This window comes from Bradyrhizobium sp. Rc2d (genome assembly GCF_900099855.1).
Classification (GTDB): Bacteria; Pseudomonadota; Alphaproteobacteria; order Rhizobiales; family Xanthobacteraceae; genus Bradyrhizobium.
Window position 1 is genome coordinate 85,172 of sequence record NZ_FNCU01000016.1, and the last position, 16,609, is coordinate 101,780.

The 16,609-nt window shown below is 64.6% G+C and carries 12 protein-coding genes; 8 read left to right on the forward strand and 4 right to left on the reverse strand.

Going from position 1 to position 16,609, the window contains the following annotated elements:
- Nucleotides 1-189 precede the first annotated feature (189 nt).
- Nucleotides 190-1,560: a sensor histidine kinase gene (locus BLV07_RS20745; RefSeq protein ID WP_091888986.1), complete on the forward strand. Its 1,371-nt coding sequence runs from the start codon at nucleotides 190-192 to the stop codon at nucleotides 1,558-1,560.
- 7 nt (nucleotides 1,561-1,567) lie between these two features.
- Nucleotides 1,568-2,221 (forward strand): response regulator, encoded by a 654-nt coding sequence (locus BLV07_RS20750; RefSeq protein WP_091888988.1) that lies wholly within the window; start codon nucleotides 1,568-1,570, stop codon nucleotides 2,219-2,221.
- A 450-nt stretch (nucleotides 2,222-2,671) separates the two neighbouring features.
- Here the strand turns inward: BLV07_RS20750 and BLV07_RS20760 are convergent, their stop codons facing one another.
- The gene (locus BLV07_RS20760) at nucleotides 2,672-3,259 is read right to left on the reverse strand and encodes a TetR/AcrR family transcriptional regulator (protein ID WP_176945658.1); all 588 of its coding nucleotides are present in this window, start codon (nucleotides 3,257-3,259) and stop codon (nucleotides 2,672-2,674) included.
- A gap of 565 nt (nucleotides 3,260-3,824) precedes the next feature.
- Here BLV07_RS20760 and purB point away from each other — a divergent pair.
- Nucleotides 3,825-5,132: an adenylosuccinate lyase gene (purB, locus tag BLV07_RS20765; RefSeq protein WP_091888994.1), complete on the forward strand. Its 1,308-nt coding sequence runs from the start codon at nucleotides 3,825-3,827 to the stop codon at nucleotides 5,130-5,132.
- Between the two features lie 172 nt (nucleotides 5,133-5,304).
- On the forward strand, nucleotides 5,305-6,477 hold the full coding sequence (locus BLV07_RS20770; RefSeq protein ID WP_091888997.1) for a M20 aminoacylase family protein: 1,173 nt from the start codon (nucleotides 5,305-5,307) through the stop codon (nucleotides 6,475-6,477).
- A 118-nt stretch (nucleotides 6,478-6,595) separates the two neighbouring features.
- Here BLV07_RS20770 and BLV07_RS20775 read toward each other — a convergent pair whose 3' ends face one another.
- The 3 genes from BLV07_RS20775 to BLV07_RS20785 form a co-directional block, all read right to left on the reverse strand.
- Nucleotides 6,596-8,422 (reverse strand): caspase family protein, encoded by a 1,827-nt coding sequence (locus BLV07_RS20775; protein WP_176945659.1) that lies wholly within the window; start codon nucleotides 8,420-8,422, stop codon nucleotides 6,596-6,598.
- Nucleotides 8,422-10,224, reverse strand: a complete 1,803-nt coding sequence (locus BLV07_RS20780; RefSeq protein ID WP_091889001.1) for a caspase family protein — start codon at nucleotides 10,222-10,224, stop codon at nucleotides 8,422-8,424. Before BLV07_RS20780 ends, BLV07_RS20775 begins: the two co-directional genes overlap by 1 nt.
- A 206-nt stretch (nucleotides 10,225-10,430) precedes the next feature.
- Nucleotides 10,431-12,338 carry an acyl-CoA synthetase gene (locus tag BLV07_RS20785; protein ID WP_091889003.1) on the reverse strand — a complete coding sequence of 636 codons (1,908 nt, stop codon included), beginning with the start codon at nucleotides 12,336-12,338 and terminating at the stop codon, nucleotides 10,431-10,433.
- A gap of 250 nt (nucleotides 12,339-12,588) precedes the next feature.
- Between BLV07_RS20785 and BLV07_RS20790 the strand changes: the two genes are divergently transcribed.
- From BLV07_RS20790 to BLV07_RS20805, 4 genes are all read left to right on the forward strand, one after another.
- The gene (locus BLV07_RS20790) at nucleotides 12,589-13,662 is read left to right on the forward strand and encodes a SecDF P1 head subdomain-containing protein (protein WP_091889005.1); all 1,074 of its coding nucleotides are present in this window, start codon (nucleotides 12,589-12,591) and stop codon (nucleotides 13,660-13,662) included.
- Nucleotides 13,663-13,907: 245 nt separating this feature from the next.
- Nucleotides 13,908-14,714, forward strand: coding sequence for a Crp/Fnr family transcriptional regulator (locus BLV07_RS20795; protein WP_164934486.1), 807 nt, complete (start codon nucleotides 13,908-13,910; stop codon nucleotides 14,712-14,714).
- Between the two features lie 187 nt (nucleotides 14,715-14,901).
- Complete coding sequence (gene murI, locus BLV07_RS20800; RefSeq protein WP_091889009.1) at nucleotides 14,902-15,699, forward strand: glutamate racemase; 798 nt, start codon at nucleotides 14,902-14,904, stop codon at nucleotides 15,697-15,699.
- Between the two features lie 61 nt (nucleotides 15,700-15,760).
- Complete coding sequence (locus tag BLV07_RS20805; RefSeq protein WP_091889011.1) at nucleotides 15,761-16,534, forward strand: HpcH/HpaI aldolase family protein; 774 nt, start codon at nucleotides 15,761-15,763, stop codon at nucleotides 16,532-16,534.
- Nucleotides 16,535-16,609: the final 75 nt, after the last annotated feature.

The following is a 16,609-nucleotide window of genomic DNA, read 5'->3' on the forward strand; positions in this document are numbered from 1 at the left end:
CGATTGGCTGCGACGATTGACCGAGAAAGATTCTTGCCCGATTAGATCAAAGCCGCCGCGCCAGGTCCAAAGACCCATGCCCAATCCGGCTTGGGAAATTTGCCCGAGCTGCCATCCTGCCGTTCCCCGCAATTGGCAAGGCGCGGCGGCGTTGTTAGGCTGAGCTTACCAAACGTTGGGGGTGATCGCATGCGCCTCGTGCTTCAGCTCGTCGCCCGTCTGCTGCTCATCGTGGCGCTGTGCCTGGGTGCGGCGACGGTGTGGGCCACGTTCGACGCCTATCGCAGCGTCGACCGGGCGACGGCGGCCTCCGCGCAGCGGGTCGCGCAAGCGCTTCAGGCGCTATATTGGCGTGAGCTCTTGTTGCGCAGCAGCAGAGCCCGCGAGCATCTCTTGCCGGTTCCAGATTGGCGCACGCTGGAGACGATGAAGCTGATCTCGCCCGGCGTCTGCGTCGAGTTCCAGCCAGCCGCGGCGTTCGAGAAGCCGCTCTGCGGCCAGAGCCAAGGCATCGGCAAGACACCACCGCGCTGGTTCGCATCGATCGTGCCGACCTTCCTCGGCAGCCACGCCGAGGTGGTGCGGCCTGTCAGTCCCCGCGCGGCAGCCGCCGGCACGGTGGTTGCGACACCGGACGCCGCCGCCGCAATCTCGCTCGCCTGGGAGTACATCCTCAACGTGATCGACGTTGCTCTGCTGATGGCGGCGGCAATCGCTCTACTGGCTTCGCTCGCGATCGCGCACGCGCTGGCGCCGGCACGCACCATCGTCACCGCCTTGCAGCGCATGGCGCGCGGCCAGTATCGCACGAAGCTGCCGCGCTTCCGTTCGATGGAGCTTGCGATGATCGGCAGCGCCGTCGATGCGCTCGGCGGCCGGCTGGAGGAGGCCACCGAGCAGCGCGCAGCGCTGACACGGCGGCTGATCGAAATCCGCGACGACGAACGCCGCGCGCTCGCCCGCGAGCTGCACGACGAATTCGGACAAAATCTCTCCGCCATCCTCGCCTTCGCCAACACCATCGAGATGGCGAGCGCGAAGGAAAGCAAAGACAACGGCATCGCGCAGGATGCGCGCATGATCTCGCAGGCCACCCATCACCTGATGGCGTCGCTGCGCGATGCGCTGAAGCGGCTGCGCAATCCGCTGCCCGAGGAGCTCGGGCTCGAGGCCAGTCTCGTCAATCTCGTCGACAGCTGGCGTTCGCAAAGCGCGGCGCGGCCGACGATCCAGCTCGACCTCAGGGGCGATCTCACCGACATCAGTGGCCCGGCGGCCACCACCGCCTATCGCGTTGCGCAGGAATGCCTGACCAATGCCCTGCGTCACAGCTCGGCGCGCGAGATCTCGTTGCGCATCGAGCGCCAAGCCGGCGAGGACGACGCGCTCCTGATCCGTGTCGAGGACGACGGCGGCGGCGATGCGGAACGCGTCGCACAATCGGCCGGCTTCGGCCTCACCGGCATCCGCGAACGTGTTGCGGCTGCCGGTGGATCGCTATCGATCCTGCCCGCGAGCCGCGGCCTCAGCGTGGCCGCTACCATCCCGCTCGCCGCGTGAGGCCGAGATGAGCGAGGTCGCGGCAACAGGAATCTCCGTGCTGCTGGTCGACGACCACCCGATCGTGCGGCAAGGCTACCGGCGCGTGCTGGAAAGCCAGGGCGATCTTCGCGTCGTGGCGGAAGCCGACAACGCCGCGGACGCCTATGGCGCCTTCAAAGCGCACGATCCCGATGTCGTCGTGCTTGATATCTCGATGCCCGGCGCGAGTGGGCTGGAGGCGATCCGCAACATCCGCGCGCGCAACCCGCGGGCGCGCATTCTCGTCTTCACCATGCACAACGAAGCCGTGCTGGTGAAAGCCGCCTTCGGCGCCGGCGCCTCTGGCTTCGTCACCAAGAGCAGCGAGCCGTCGGCAGTCGTGAATGCGATCCGCAGCGTGGCGCGCGGCGAGCGCGCCATGAGCGACGACATCGCGCATATTTTAGCCGAGGACAGCCTGTCGCCGACCGGTTCGGCGCTGGATCAACTGGGCGAGCGTGAGATCGAGATCCTGCGGCAGTTCGCCGGCGGCGCCACCACCGAGCAGATCGCAGCGCATCTCAACCTCAGTGTGAAGACGGTGCAGAACTATCACTATCTGATCAAGTCGAAGACGGGCGCGCGCACGGACGCGCAACTCGTGCGGCTCGCGGCGTCGTGCGGGTTGACGAGGATCTAGCAGCAAAGCTGCCGCATCGCTTCAGTCCCTTGAACCTTCTCAATGTGCCGAGCGGAATGGAACGGAGACCGTTCAGTTTCGGTTAGCAACGGAGTGAAGGAGTAACGGTCATGAGTAAGGGTCATCACAAAACAGTCGACCATCCCCCGATCATCACAGTAGGCGAACTCATTGACGAGCTTTGCCGCCTGCCGGACACCGCCGTCGTCCACTTCCGCTGCCCAATGCTCGATCAGGAACTCACATTCTACCGTCTTCGAAAGCGATCGAAGGACGTCGTCGAAATCGCGGTCAATGCATATCCGGAGAGTCCGCCGGTCGTGCCCTCGTCCGACCCTGCTTTCCACACGCAAAGACACCAGGCTTCCTCGCCCTCGCTTCGCGACGGCCCCCTGCTCCACAAGGCGAGAGGTTGATTAGCCGCACCGCTTTTGAAGGGATCCTGCGGCTTTAGGCCGCTTTCAGCCCACGCAGCAGCAGCGCCAGCGTCGCATCGACGCGCGCGGAGAGATCGGCATCCTTCCACTCGTCGGCATGGGCCGGATGGTGGAAGCGGACGGTGGCATCGAAGATGGCGCGCGCGGTGGTCTGGACGTCCTCCACCTCGAATACGCCCTGCTTGACGCCGTCGGTCAGGATCGCCGCGATCTGGTCGATCATGGTGTCCTTGTGACACTTGACGGCCGCACAGGCCTCGCGCGCCAGCGTCAGATAGGTCTGGAACATCTCGGGGTCGTCGAGCACGCGCGAACGCTTGGCGGCGAACAGCGTGCGCAACCAGCGATCGAGCCTGTCAGGCGCGGCGCCCTGCTCCCCGGCGATCGCGCGCAACGGCGCGTCGATGCGGTCAAGCCAGCGTTTGGCAACGGCCTCGCGCAGCGAGGCCTTGCTCGGGAAATGGCGATAGACGCTGCCGTGGCTCACATCGAGCGCACGGGCAACGTCGACCACCGTGGCCTTGGCAAGTCCGAAGCGCCTGAGCACGTCCTCTGTGACTTCGAGGATCCGCTCCGACGTCAAGACAATAGCTTCATTCATGCCAGCACCATGTTCCCGTTCAGGGCTCAGTTACCCGGCAGTAGGACCGCTTCCGAAGCGCCCTGGCCGGTCGTTCGGAAAGCCTATGCCTTAATGAGGCAGTTTTGCAGCCTGCGCCGCGATCTGGCGCGCCACCAGCAAATTGAGCCAATGCCCAATCACGCCGGTGAAATTGAGGATTTCGGTCGTCATTGTCTTAAGTCTCCATTCGTCCGCGGTCCCCGTTCTTCAATCCGCCCTCCGATCCGAGCTTGCTTCGGATGTCGGGCTCCCCGGGGCTTGTCGCGGGACGCCCAATCGGAGCGTCCGAGTAGGGATATACACGTCTCGCTGACAGATTTCAATATCTGTCAGTCAATGATCCGTGATTGATAGCCAATTTTTGGTCCGGCGCAGGCTCGCCCCGCCCGACCGGTGGATAGTTGCCCCCATACCCAGCTCCCTGAGCCGGATCGTTTGTTTCGCCCTCCCCGCTCTGCTAAATCGCGGCGTAAAAAGCATTTTGGCCGGAGCCCACGCCCCTAGCGTCCCCAGGGGTATCCCGCCCACCTCTTGGAGCCGTCAGATGATCCCCCGCTATACCCGCCCGGAAATGGCCTCGATCTGGGAGCCGCAGACCCGGTTCAAGATCTGGTTCGAGATCGAGGCGCATGCGGCGGACGCGCTCGCCGAGCTCGGCACCATCCCCAAGGAGGCCGCCAAGACCGTCTGGGCCAAGGCCAAGGACGCCACGTTCGACGTCGCCCGCATCGACGAGATCGAGCGCGAGACCAAGCACGACGTCATCGCCTTCCTCACCCATCTTGCCGAGATCGTCGGTCCCGAGGCGCGCTTCGTGCACCAGGGCATGACCTCCTCCGACGTGCTCGACACCTGCCTCAACGTCCAACTCACCCGCGCCGCCGACCTGCTGCTCGCCGACCTCGACAAGGTGCTGGCCGCCCTGAAGAAGCGTGCCTTCGAGCACAAGATGACGCCGACCATCGGCCGCAGCCACGGCATCCATGCCGAGCCCGTCACCTTCGGCCTCAAGCTCGCTTATGCCTATGCCGAATTCTCGCGCGCCAAGGAGCGCCTGATCGCGGCGCGCAAGGAGGTCGCGACCTGCGCCATCTCCGGCGCCGTCGGCACGTTTGCGCAGATCGACCCCCGCGTCGAAGCGCACGTCGCCAAAGCCATGGGCCTCGTGCCGGAGCCGATCTCGACGCAGGTGATCCCGCGCGACCGCCACGCGATGTATTTCTCGACCCTTGGCGTGATCGCCTCCTCGATCGAACGCATCGCGGTGGAGATCCGCCACATGCAGCGCACCGAGGTGCTGGAGGCCGAAGAGTTCTTCTCGGAGGGACAGAAGGGCTCTTCGGCAATGCCGCACAAGCGCAATCCGGTGCTGTCGGAAAACCTCACCGGCCTCTCCCGCATGGTGCGAGCCTATGTGACGCCGGCGCTGGAGAACGTCGTGCTCTGGCACGAACGCGACATCTCGCACTCTTCCGCCGAGCGCATGATGGGCCCGGATGCAACGGTGACCCTCGACTTCGCGCTGGTGCGCCTCGCCGGCCTGATCGACAAGCTGCTGGTATACCCCGCCAACATGCAGAAGAACCTCGACCGCCTCGGCGGCCTCGTGCACTCCCAGCGCGTGCTGCTGGCGTTGACGCAGAAGGGCGCCAGCCGCGAGGACGCCTACAAGCTCGTGCAGCGCAACGCGATGCCGGTCTGGCGCGGCGAAGGCGACTTCCTCCAGCTCCTGAAGAAGGACACTGAGGTGAAGAAGTATCTCACCGACGCCGAGATCGAGGAGCAGTTCGATCTCGGCTATCACCTCAAGCACGTCGATACGATCTTCAAGCGCGTGTTCGGGGAGTCGTAGGATCGTAGGGTGGGTTAGCCTTGCGGCTGCGCGAAGCGCAGTCCGCTCGGCGTAATCCACCTCTTTCGCGTCCGCGGAGACAAACAGTGGTGGGTTAGCCCTGCAGATGCGCGTTGCGCATCTGCAGGGCTAACCCACCCTACGAGCAACAACAAAAACGGACCCCCGCCTCATGCCCATCGTCAACCGTATCGCCGCCCTGTCCGACGAAATGGCCGCCTGGCGCCATGACTTCCACGAGAACCCCGAGCTGCTCTACGAAGTCCACCGCACCGCCGGCATCGTCGCCGACAAGCTGCGCGAGTTCGGCTGTGACGAGGTGGTGACGGGCATCGGCCGCACCGGCGTGGTCGGCGTGATCCGCGGCCGCAAGTCCGCCTCCGGCAAGACCATTGGCCTGCGCGCCGATATGGACGCGCTGCCGATCATGGAGACGTCAGGCGTACCTTACGCCTCAAAAGTCCCCGGCAAGATGCACGCCTGCGGCCATGACGGCCACACCGCGATGCTGCTCGGTGCCGCCAAATATCTCGCCGAGACGCGCAATTTCGACGGCACGGCGATCATGATCTTCCAGCCCGCCGAGGAAGGCGGCGGCGGTGGCAAGGCCATGGTCGAGGACGGGCTGATGACGCGCTGGAACATCCAGGAGGTCTACGGCATGCATAACATGCCGGGCCTGCCCGAAGGCCATTTCGCAACCACCCCCGGTGCGATGCTTGCATCTTCCGACAACATTCAGATCACGGTCCACGGCAAGGGCGGCCACGCCGGCGCGGGTCCACATAAATCCGTCGACAGCGTGCTGATCGGCTCGCAGATCGTCAACGCGCTGCAATCGATCGTGGCGCGCAATGTCGATCCGCTGAAGTCCGCCGTCATCTCGATTACGCAATTCCACTCCGGCACAGCCTTCAACATCATCCCCGAAATCGCCGAGCTCGCCGGCACCGTGCGCACGCTCGATCCTGAGGTGCGCGATCTCGTCGAGCGCCGCATCGGCGAAGTCGCCGACAGCGTCGCGCGCGCCTATGGCGGCTCGGCCGAGACGAAGTATACGCGGATGTATCCGGTGACGATGAACCATGCGCGCGAGGCCGGCATCGCCGCCGAGGTCGCCCGCGACATCGTCGGCACTGATCGCGTCAACGACAAGTTCATCCCGATGATGGGCGCCGAGGATTTCTCGTTCATGCTGGAAGCCCGCCCCGGCGCGATGATCCTGGTCGGCATGGGCGAGGGCAACGAGTGCCACCACCCGGCCTACGTCTTCAATGACAACATTTTGGGCCATGGCGCGTCGTACTGGGTGCGCCTGATCGAGACGCGGATGCCGGCGGGGTAACTCAGCGAAGAGCCCCCCTATCGAGGCCCGTGGCGTCTACGCCAAACCACAATACAGATAGCCCTGCCGGATTGGCGCGGCCTTGCCAGCCATGTCACCGCGAGGCTGTCGCTTCAGATCAGTTGCAAACCTCTCTCTGCTGTCCAATGCCGCCGCTCCCCTGTGATTGACCCGTACCAATCACTATCCGACACCCTCTTGCTGCAGGTCGGCAGCCCGCCTGGTTGCATAGCACCTGTTCTGAGGATTGGGTCTTTGGCGGTGTGGACTCGGTTCGTTTGCGCTCAACGTCGCGCTTCTTCGAATCTTCGCGTGTCGCGACCGGCTTCTTCTCCTGGATCTTCTCGCACTCATTGTCGTCGCTGACGCGGTAGCCCGGGCGACAGACGATCTTGGTGCAGGCGTCGCCGTCGGCCCTGAAGCCGTGGTCGCAGACCAGCGGACAGATGCGTCCCGACTTGGCCTTCAAGGCATCGAGCACATCAGCATTCGCAAGCTTCGCATCGAATTTCGTGCCGGCGTATTTGTTGAACAGTATGAGTGAGCGTTGCGCGGTCTCGTTCCAATCGGTATTCGGCTCAGCCTTCATGCAGCCGACGCGGCGCAGTTCGAGTTGGACCGATTTCGCGAGATCGCCGGGCGGCGAAGAATTGGACGGGGGCGACAGCGCAGCAACCTTCCTGATTTCGGCGTCCGCGGCCTGCTTCGTCGCGGCCTCAGCCGCTGCCTTTTCGACCGCCTGCTTCTCCGCGAGCGATTTAGCGGCCGCGGCCTCCGCCGCCTTGCGCTCGCGTTCGGCCGCTTCAGCCTTCGCCTGCTCGATCTGCTTTTGCTTCTCCGCAGCGATCCGCGCATCTTCGGCAGCTTTCGCGACGGCGGCAGCTTTTTCCAGCTCCGCCTTCCGAGCACGTTCTGCGGCGAGCTTCACCTTTTCCTGCTCGGCCAGCCGCGCCTTCTCCGTCGCCGCCGTGCGCTCCTCCTCGGCGGCAATCTTCTTTAGCTGCACGCGGGCGAGGTTGGCGTAAAAGCCGTCCGGATAGGTCTGCAGGAATGCTTCCCAGGCCTCCCGCAACCCGGCCTGGAGTGCAAGCTCGTAGTCTCTGCGGACGCTGTCCTGCGGATTGGCCTGCGGTCCGGGCGCAGCAGGCTTGGTCGGGACCAGCGCCACGTCGTCGCCGCCGAGCGAGCCGTAGACATAGGGCTCCTGCCTGTTGCCGGTGTTCTTCAGGACGTCGTCCCGCACGAAGCCGAACGCCTTGCGCAGATCGAGCCCGGGCTTCGGCAGATGATCCGACAATGCCACCGCAAACGGGCTGCTCCGGGAGTCACCATCCGAGGCGGTTGAGCCTGCCTTGGCTGCAAACGCGATCATCGTGTTGGGGCTGGTCGGCTCGACCTTGGCAAGCCCGCGCCCGATGGCACGCGAGGCCACCGTACGCTTCATCGTCTTCGCGAAAGGGTTGTCACGGCAGGCGTCGAGGATGACGAGCCGAAGCTGTTTGGCAGGCTCGATGCTCACCAGCACGCGATCGATCGGCAACGCCTCATCGTAGACGTCGGTGTCGGTCTCGAGAGCGGCATCGGTCGGGATCAGATAGTTGGTGCCGTCCAGCTCCATGCCGTGGCCCGCATAGTAGATGACCGCGACATCGGCATCTCGCGTCCGCCCGCCGAACTCGCGCAGCGCCTTGCGCATTTCAGAAGCATTCAAGTCCTGCCTGACGTCGACCGTGTCGAAGCCGGCTTTCCTCAGCATGGCGCCGATCAAGCCAGCGTCGTTCACCGGATTGGCAAGCTTCGGCACGCTCTTGTACGCGGAATTGCCGATGACGAGCGCGACGCGCTTGTCGGCGAGTGCTGGACTGCAATCGAGACAGCCTGCAAGAACAAAAAAAGCAAGGGCCGTCAGTGCGAAGGAGCAAGTCCGAAAGGTGCGCTTCATCATCAGTTGCATATTTCGGCCGGTATCTTCACCGTAGGAGTGGCAGGATGATTGGCCGTTCCAAGCCGGCACCCCTTGGCAATCGGCCTGCATCCGGCGGCATTGCAGATCACTTGTCCCGAGGCTTGCGGTGCTGCCGGCGCGGTTTCAGTCTGTTTTCGGTCTGTGTCCCGCCTCCTCGAATCCTCGCGCGTCGCGACCGGCTTCTTCTCCGGCACCTTCTCGCATTCGTTGTCATCGCCAACGCGATAGCCGGCGCGGCAGGTAATCTTCACGCATTGATCGCCGTCGGCTTTGAAACCGAAATTGCACACCAGCGGGCAGACCCGGCCCGGCTTCGCCTTCAGCGCATCGAGCGCGTCGACGCTGGCGAGCTTCACGTCGAACTGGGTGCCGGCATATTTGTTGAACAGCGTCAGCGAGCGCTGCGCGGCGGATGTCCACTCGCCCTCTGCAGCCGACGTAAGACAGCCGACGCGGCGTAGTTCGCTCTGCACGGATTTTGTCAGATCAGCCGCGGATAATGTTGACGTCGGCGCCGGCGAGAGCGCAGCGACTTTCTGGTTTTCGACTTCGGGCATCTGCCGATCGGCAGCCGGCTTTGCGGCCTGCTCCGCTTTCTCTGCCGCCTGCTTGGCAGCGAGCTCGGCCTTGGCCTTCTCCGCGGCCTGCTTCTCGGCCAATGCCTTCGCTGCTGCCGCCTCGGCCACCTTGCGCTGCTGCTCGGCCGCCTCGGCTCTCGCCTGCTCGATCTGCTTCTGCTTCTCCGCCGCGATGCGTGCCTCTTCGGCCGCCTTGGCCGTCGCGGCGGCCTTCTCCCGCTCGGCCTTCTGGGCGCGCTCGGCGATGAGTCTTGCCTTTTCCTGCTCGGCCACCTTGGCCTTTTGTTCGGCCGCAGCGCGCGTCTCTTCGGCCGCGATCTTGTTCAACTGGCCCTTGGCCAGATTGGCGTAGAAGCCGTCAGGATACGCCGCCAGAAACGCCTCCCAGCCGTCGCGCGTGGCAAGCTGGAGCGCAAGTTCGTAATCCCTGCGGATGGCATCCTGCGGGTTGGCCTGCGGACCGGTTGCGGCTTGCTTCGCGACGAGGGGCACGTCGTCGCCGCCGAGCGAGCCGTAGACATAAGGCTCCTGCTTGTAGCCGGTACTCTTGAGCACGTCGTCGCGGACGAAGCCGAAGGCCTTGCGCAGATCGAGTCCCGGCTTCGGCAGGTGGTCGACCAGTGCCGTGGCGAACGGGCTGTTTCTCGAATCGCCGTCGGATGCGGTCGACCCAGCCTTGGCCGCGAAGGCAATCATCGTGTTCGGGCTGGTCGGCTCGACCTTGGCGAGGCCGCGTCCGATCGCGCGCGAGGCCAGCGTGCGCTTCATCGTCTTCGCGAACGGATTGTCGCGACAGGCGTCGAGAATGATCAGGCGCAGCTGCTTGGCCGGCTCCACTGCAAACAGTGCACGCTCGACCGGAATAGTCTCGTCGAGAACGTCGCCGTCCGTCTCCAGCGTGGCGTCGGTCGGAATGAGATAGTTGTTGCCGTCGAGCTCGATGCCGTGACCGGCGTAATAGATCACCGCCATGTCCGCGTCGCGCGACCTGCCGGCGAATTCGCGCAGCATGCGCCGCATCTCGCTGGCGCTGAGATCCAGCCTGACGTCCACGGAATCGAAGCCGGCCTTCTTGAACATGCCACCGACCAGGGTGGCATCGTTGACGGGATTGCCGAGCTTCGGCGCGCTCTTGTAGGCGGAATTGCCGATCACGAGTGCTACACGCCGGTCGGCATGCGCCGATCCGCAGGTAAGGCCCATCGCAAATATCAACAAAGCAAATAGCCGAAACGGAATCACTTGCGTCCCCCCGGATGCAATTCCACGAGACTATTCGGAAGCATCGCCGATTGCTAATTCTTCCTATGTGATGCCTGTCACATAAGATGCTTCTAATGGGGGTATGGATAATGCGGCGCAGCGTCGCCCTGCTTTCGGACTGACGCCGAAGCCGTCTGTCGAGGTCGCTACAGCTGCACCACCTCGTGGCGCATCACGAACGGTGCAAGCAGCGCATGCACCTCGTTCGCGACCACGTCGCGCTGATCCGGTGGCAGGCCCGCAAGCGTCACGGTGGCGATCGAGCCGTGGCTGCCATGGGCACCAACCCTGACCTTGCAATCGATGCCGCGCTCGACCAGCGGCGCCAGTACCTTGGTGAACACGCGCTCCGCCGCGTCCCAGCGCAGCTGCGGCTTGAACACCTTGCCGACGCCCGTCACCGGCATCGGATTGATCGGAATCACCTGCACCGGCACGGCGGCGCGCTCCGGCGTGCGCTCGCGCACCCACGTTTCGAGCTCGCCCGGCTCGACGCTCGCGCCCGGCTTCAATTGCACGTAGCCCACCGGCAGCTCGCCGGCATAGGCGTCAGGCTGGCCGACAACGGCGGCGAAGCCGACGGCGGGATGCCTGAACATGATTTCCTCGATCGGCGCCGGATCGATGTTGTGACCGCCGCGGATCACGAGGTCCTTGGCGCGGCCGGTGATCCAGAGATAGCCGTCGGCATCGAGCCGGCCGAGATCGCCGGAATTGACCCAGACATCGTCGACGAAGGCGCCCCTGTTGTGCTCGTCGTTGAGATAGCCGCCGAACACGCCGGGCCCGGCCATGATGACGACGCCGATCTCGTCGGGCGCACAGTCGCGGATCAGGCGGCCATTGGCATCGAGTTGCACGATGCGCACGCGCGCGTAAGGCATGGGAAGGCCAACCGAGCCGAGCCGGATCGGCCGCGACGGATAGGCCAAGGTGTGCACACTCGAGGTCTCGGTCATGCCGTAGACCTCGATCACCGGCAGCTTGAGCTTGTCCTGGATCGCCGAGCCCACGGCGACGGGAATCGCCGAGCCACCGCCGGCGGCATATTTCAAGCTGGAGATGTCGGCGTTGCCTGGCGGCACCGCCAGCGTAGCTGCGAGCACCGTCGGCACGCTCGACAGCGCGTCGGGCCTGTAGCGCTCGACGAGCTGCCAGATGTTCTTCACCGCATTCGGATTGCGCCAGCCGCTCGGCGACAGCACGACCAGCGAGCCGCCGCTCGACAGCGTCAGCAGCACCTGCGTCAACGATCCGCCGACGTGAAACAGCGGCATTCCGAACAGTAGATTGGAGCCAGGCTTCGCCTTCAGCAGCAGATTGAGCGCCCAGGCCTGATAGACCTGGTTGGCATGGGTGTGCCGCACCAGCTTCGGCGTGCCGGTGGTGCCGCCGGTGTGGAAATAGGCGGCGATGTCGGCACCCGAAATCTTGCGCCCGCTGACAAGCCGGTCCGACGGCTGCTGCTTGATCAGGTCGCCGAAGGCGAAGATGCCGTTGGCGGGATCGCCGCCGCCGAACACCTGCACGATGGCCTTGAGATGCTTCAGTTGCGGGCGGATCTGCTCGACCTTCTGCCAGATGTCGGTGCCGGGCATCGGCCCAAGCGCCACCAGGATTTTCGTGTTCGCGGCCTCGAGGATCTCCGCGATCTGGTGCGGTTCGAGCAGCGGATTGACGGGATTGGCGATGCCCGCGGCTTCGGCGCCGAACAGCGTCACGAAGGCATCCGGCACCAGCGGCAGCATGAAGCTGATGACGTCGCCCTTCTCCGCTCCCAACGCGTGAAACATGTTGGCGGCCTGGGTGACGCGCGCGATGAAATCGCGATACGTGACCACGACCGGCGTGTCGGTGGGATCGGCGTTTTGCAGGAACTGGATCGCCGCGCCGTCGGGATTGCGCGCTGCACCCAACCTGATCGCGTCATAGGTGCTCTCGGCCGCGACGCGATCGGCATAAGGAATCTGCTCGAAGGCCCGGACGTCGGCGTCCGTCAAGAAATCCGGATAGTCGTTGCCGATGAGCCGATCGAGCGCGTGGATGCCCGCCATGGAATTCCGTCCTCCCTCAGATGCATGTCCCCGCCCCCTGTCTTTTGACATTTTGGTTCGGCGAGGCCTCGACCGATTTGCCGGTCGAGCGGGAACACAATGATGGATGATTTGGCGTTCGTCTATTGCCTACCGGCTGCGGTAGTCGGCCTCGATCCAGACCGAAATTGAACCTCCGCGCCCGATCCGGGGACCAAGAACTGGCGCCGGCCTCCGCCGCCAGCGTCCTGCCGCAAGACTTGAGGTGATCATGCCCACGCATCTGCGGAACCGCATCACAAGCCTGCTCGTCGGACTCGCCATGGCGATCGTGCTGCCTCGCGTGGCGTTGGCCGACACTCAATTCGACAAGATGCGCGCCAAGGTCGCGGCTTTCGTCGCCGACAAGATGGAGAAGCTGGGCGGATCCCGCATCATCTACAAGGTGGACACCGATGGCTTACGGGAAGCGGTCGTCACGGATCTGCGCGATGACGCCTACAAGATCCTGCGCGAGGGACGGATCGCCTTCTCCGGCCTTGCGATCCGCGACGGCGGCGTCGAAGTGAAGATCGCGGACGCCAAAGGTCGCGAACAGCTCACGCGCAAGCTCGCCTCGGCGGCGGAGGGATTGCCCACGCACGCGCTCACCGTGACCGACGCGGGCGACGGACTGATCAGGCTTGCGCCGACCGACGCCGCATCCACCGCACGGCTGCACGATCTCGTCGAAGATTCCATCGCCATGATCGAGCAGCGCCTCAAGGACGCCGGCGTCACACTCGCCAGCGTCCAGCCTGAGGGAACGGACCGCATCCGCATCTTCCTGCCGGGCGCGATGGAGCCCGAGCGCATCACCACGATCTTCGCGAAGAAGGTGCGGGTCAGCTTCCGCCTGATCGATCTCTCGATGCCGCCGGAGCAGGCGCGATCCGGCACGCCGCCCACTGGCACGGAAATCCTGCTCGGCTTCAAGGACAAGCTTTCCTATCTCGTTGCCAAGGACAGCGCGCTCGACGGCGACGACATCAGCCATGCGGGACCGGGATTTACGAGCGACACGAAGGAGCCGATCGCCTCGTTCCGCTTCAACGGCCGCGGCACGCGGCGCTTCGCCCACATCACCGCAGAGAACATTGGAAAGCCCTTCGCCATCGTGCTCGACGACAAGGTGATCGCCGCTCCGGTGATCCGCGAGCCCATCACCGGCGGCTCAGGCCAGATCTCCGGCAACTTCACCCTGGAAGAGGCCAACAGCGTCGCCATGCTGCTGCGCGCCGGCTCGCTGCCAGGACGTCTTGGCCTCGTCGAGCAGCAGGTCGTGCAACCCGCCGCCAAGCCCTAAGGCGGAGATCGGGCGGCCCCCGGGCGGCGGGCGTCCAGGCCCATCCGCGCCGCCGAAGCCGCCCCGAATCACGGCCGCGTTGCGGGCCGACGCACAACCAAAGGGGCAATTGCCGAAACGCCCGATCAAGCTAAAATTTGCCTCTTGCGGCATGACGGCCAAAGGCTTCATTTCAGGCGGCCGTCATTCGATTTCGGCTATACGAATACCGAGCAGGACTGAAGGCCTTACGCGGGGTTAGTACCATGCCGTCCGGCAGCGCAGACGTTTCTTCGATCCTCGACCGCATTCTCGATGCGGCAACGGACAACCTCAGGATCGCGAAGATCCTGGTCCAGATGGGCCTCGATCCAAACAACGTCACCTACGACGCCATCTTCAACCGGCTGCTGGAGATCTTCGTCCACAACATCACGCTGGCCAATCTGTTCGCCGCGGTCGGCGCCGTCTTCTTCGTCGCCACCCTCCTGATGCGGACGATGGTGCCGCTGCGCGTCGCCAACATGATCGGCTGCGCGTTGTTCGCCGTTTTCGGCGCGCTCTCCGCCAACGTCTCGACGTTCCTCCTGTATCTTCTGTTGCTGCCGATCAACGCCCTGCGGCTGCGGCAGATGCTCAAGCTGGTCAAGAAGGCGCGCCATGCGGCCGAAGGCGACATGTCGATCGAATGGCTCAAGCCGTTCATGACCGAGCGCAAATATCGCCATGGCGACACGCTGTTCAGGCTGGGCGACCCCGCCAACGAGATGCTCCTCACGGTCACCGGAAAATTCCTGGTCAAGGAGATCAATGTCGAGATCGGGCCGGGAACTCTCATGGGAGAGCTCGGCTTTCTCACGCCGGACAACCGGCGCACCGGAACGATCGAGTGCATCGAAGACGGACAGGTGCTGACGATCACCTATGACCGCCTGCTCGAGATTTATTTCCAGGATCCGCAGTTCGGCTATTACTTCCTGGTGCTGACCAGCCAGCGCCTCCTGCAAAACATCGATCGCCTGCAGAAGCAGCTCGCCACGGAGCGGGCGGCCGCCACGAACAGGATCGCGTGACCGCCCCGGCTCTACGCCGCAACGCCAAAGGCGTTGCGGCCCGTCTAGGACACGATGGCTCCCCGCAATTTTGCGGATATGTCCCCGTCCGCAGCGCATTCGACCCTTCCAGATTGGCGCTGGGGCGGTCCCGCCGCAAAACCGCCCTAAAAACCGAATGGTAACCATGGCGCCTTAAGGTAATGACGTGACCAATTCCCCGACCATCCTGGTGTTCGATTCCGGCCTTGGCGGACTCACGGTGCTCCGTGAGGTCGTCGCCGCACGCCCGGACGCGCATTACGTCTATGTCGCCGACGACGCCTTCTTCCCCTACGGCCACCATGGCGAGGACGAGATCATCGCCCGCGTGGTGCCGTTGATGGGTGAATTGATCGGCACGCATGATCCCGACCTCGTCGTGATCGCCTGCAACACGGCATCCACCCTGGTCCTGTCTCACTTGCGCGCCGCTTATTCCGTGCCCTTCGTCGGCACGGTGCCGGCGATCAAGCCGGCCTGCGCGCAGTCGAAGACCCGCCGCGTCTCGGTGCTCGGCACCAAGGGCACGGTGAAGCGGGAATATACCAAAGCTTTGATCCGCGACTTCGCGCAGGGCTGCGAGGTGACTCTGGTCGGCTCGCCCGAGCTTGCCTCGCTGGCTGAAGCCGAGCTCGGCGGCGCTGCGATCAGCGACGAGGCCATCCTCGCAGAACTCGCTCCCTGCTTCGTCGGCGACGCCGGGGATGCGACATCGCGCACCGACACGGTGGTGCTCGCCTGCACGCATTATCCGCTGCTGCTCGACCGGCTGAAACGGCTGGCGCCCTGGCCGGTCGAGTGGATCGACCCTGCGCCCGCGATCGCCCGCCGCGTCTCGGATTTGCTTGGCCCGCGGATCGGCGGCATCGTGCAGTCCGGCGCCGAGATGATCTTCACCTCGAACCGCGTGCATGGCCTCTCGGCGATGCTCACACCGTTCTTCGGCGGCCGCGCCCTGGCCTGACTTTGCGCGGCAACGGCGCGCTGCTAGGCTTTGCCGTTGTCACCTTGCCGCAGGCCTTCCCATGTCGGTCCCCTCCACACCACTCAACCGTCTCCGCCAGCTCTGGCGCGAGGGACGCCCCGCCTTCGGCGCGATCGCGACGATCCCGAGCGTGCAGATGGTGCAGATCATGGCGCGCTCGCTCGACTGGATCATCGTCGATCTCGAACATGGCCCGATTGGATTGACCGAAGCACATGCGATGATCGCCGCGACCACGGGCACGCCATGCACGCCACTGGTTCGGATCGCCGCGAACGAGCCATGGCTTGCGAAAGCACCGATGGACATCGGTGCCTTCGGCATCAACTTCCCGATGATCACCAACCGAGACGATGCCGAGAAAGCAGTGCGCAGCGTGCGCTACCCGCCGCGCGGCGATCGGCTCTGGGGTCCCTTCCACGCGCCGTTCCGCTGGGGCCAGTCGATGCCGGACTACATGGCCAGCGCCGACGACGAGATGATCTGCATGATCACCATCGAGCATGTCGACGCCGTCAATCGCATCGACGAGATCATGGCAACGCCGGGCATCGACGTCGCGGTGATCGGTCCCGGCGATCTCGCCACCTCCATCAACAAGCGCGGTCAGATGGATGATCCGGAGCTGCTCGAGCTGGTCGCCCGCGCGGAGGCGGGCATCCTCAGAAGCGGCGTGCCGATCGGGGGCGTGGCGCGCACCGCCGACCAGGCCAACGCCCTGATCGACCGCGGCTACCGCGCGATCGCGCTCGGCTTCGACTGGTCGCTGTTCCAGCGCGGCATCATGGCAGCGTTCGAAGGGATCAGGCGCTGAACAAGCCGATCTCGGCCTTGCCGGAAACCGGGCACTGCTAGGGTCGACGGTTCCACAAGCATCTGAAGGCGGCGA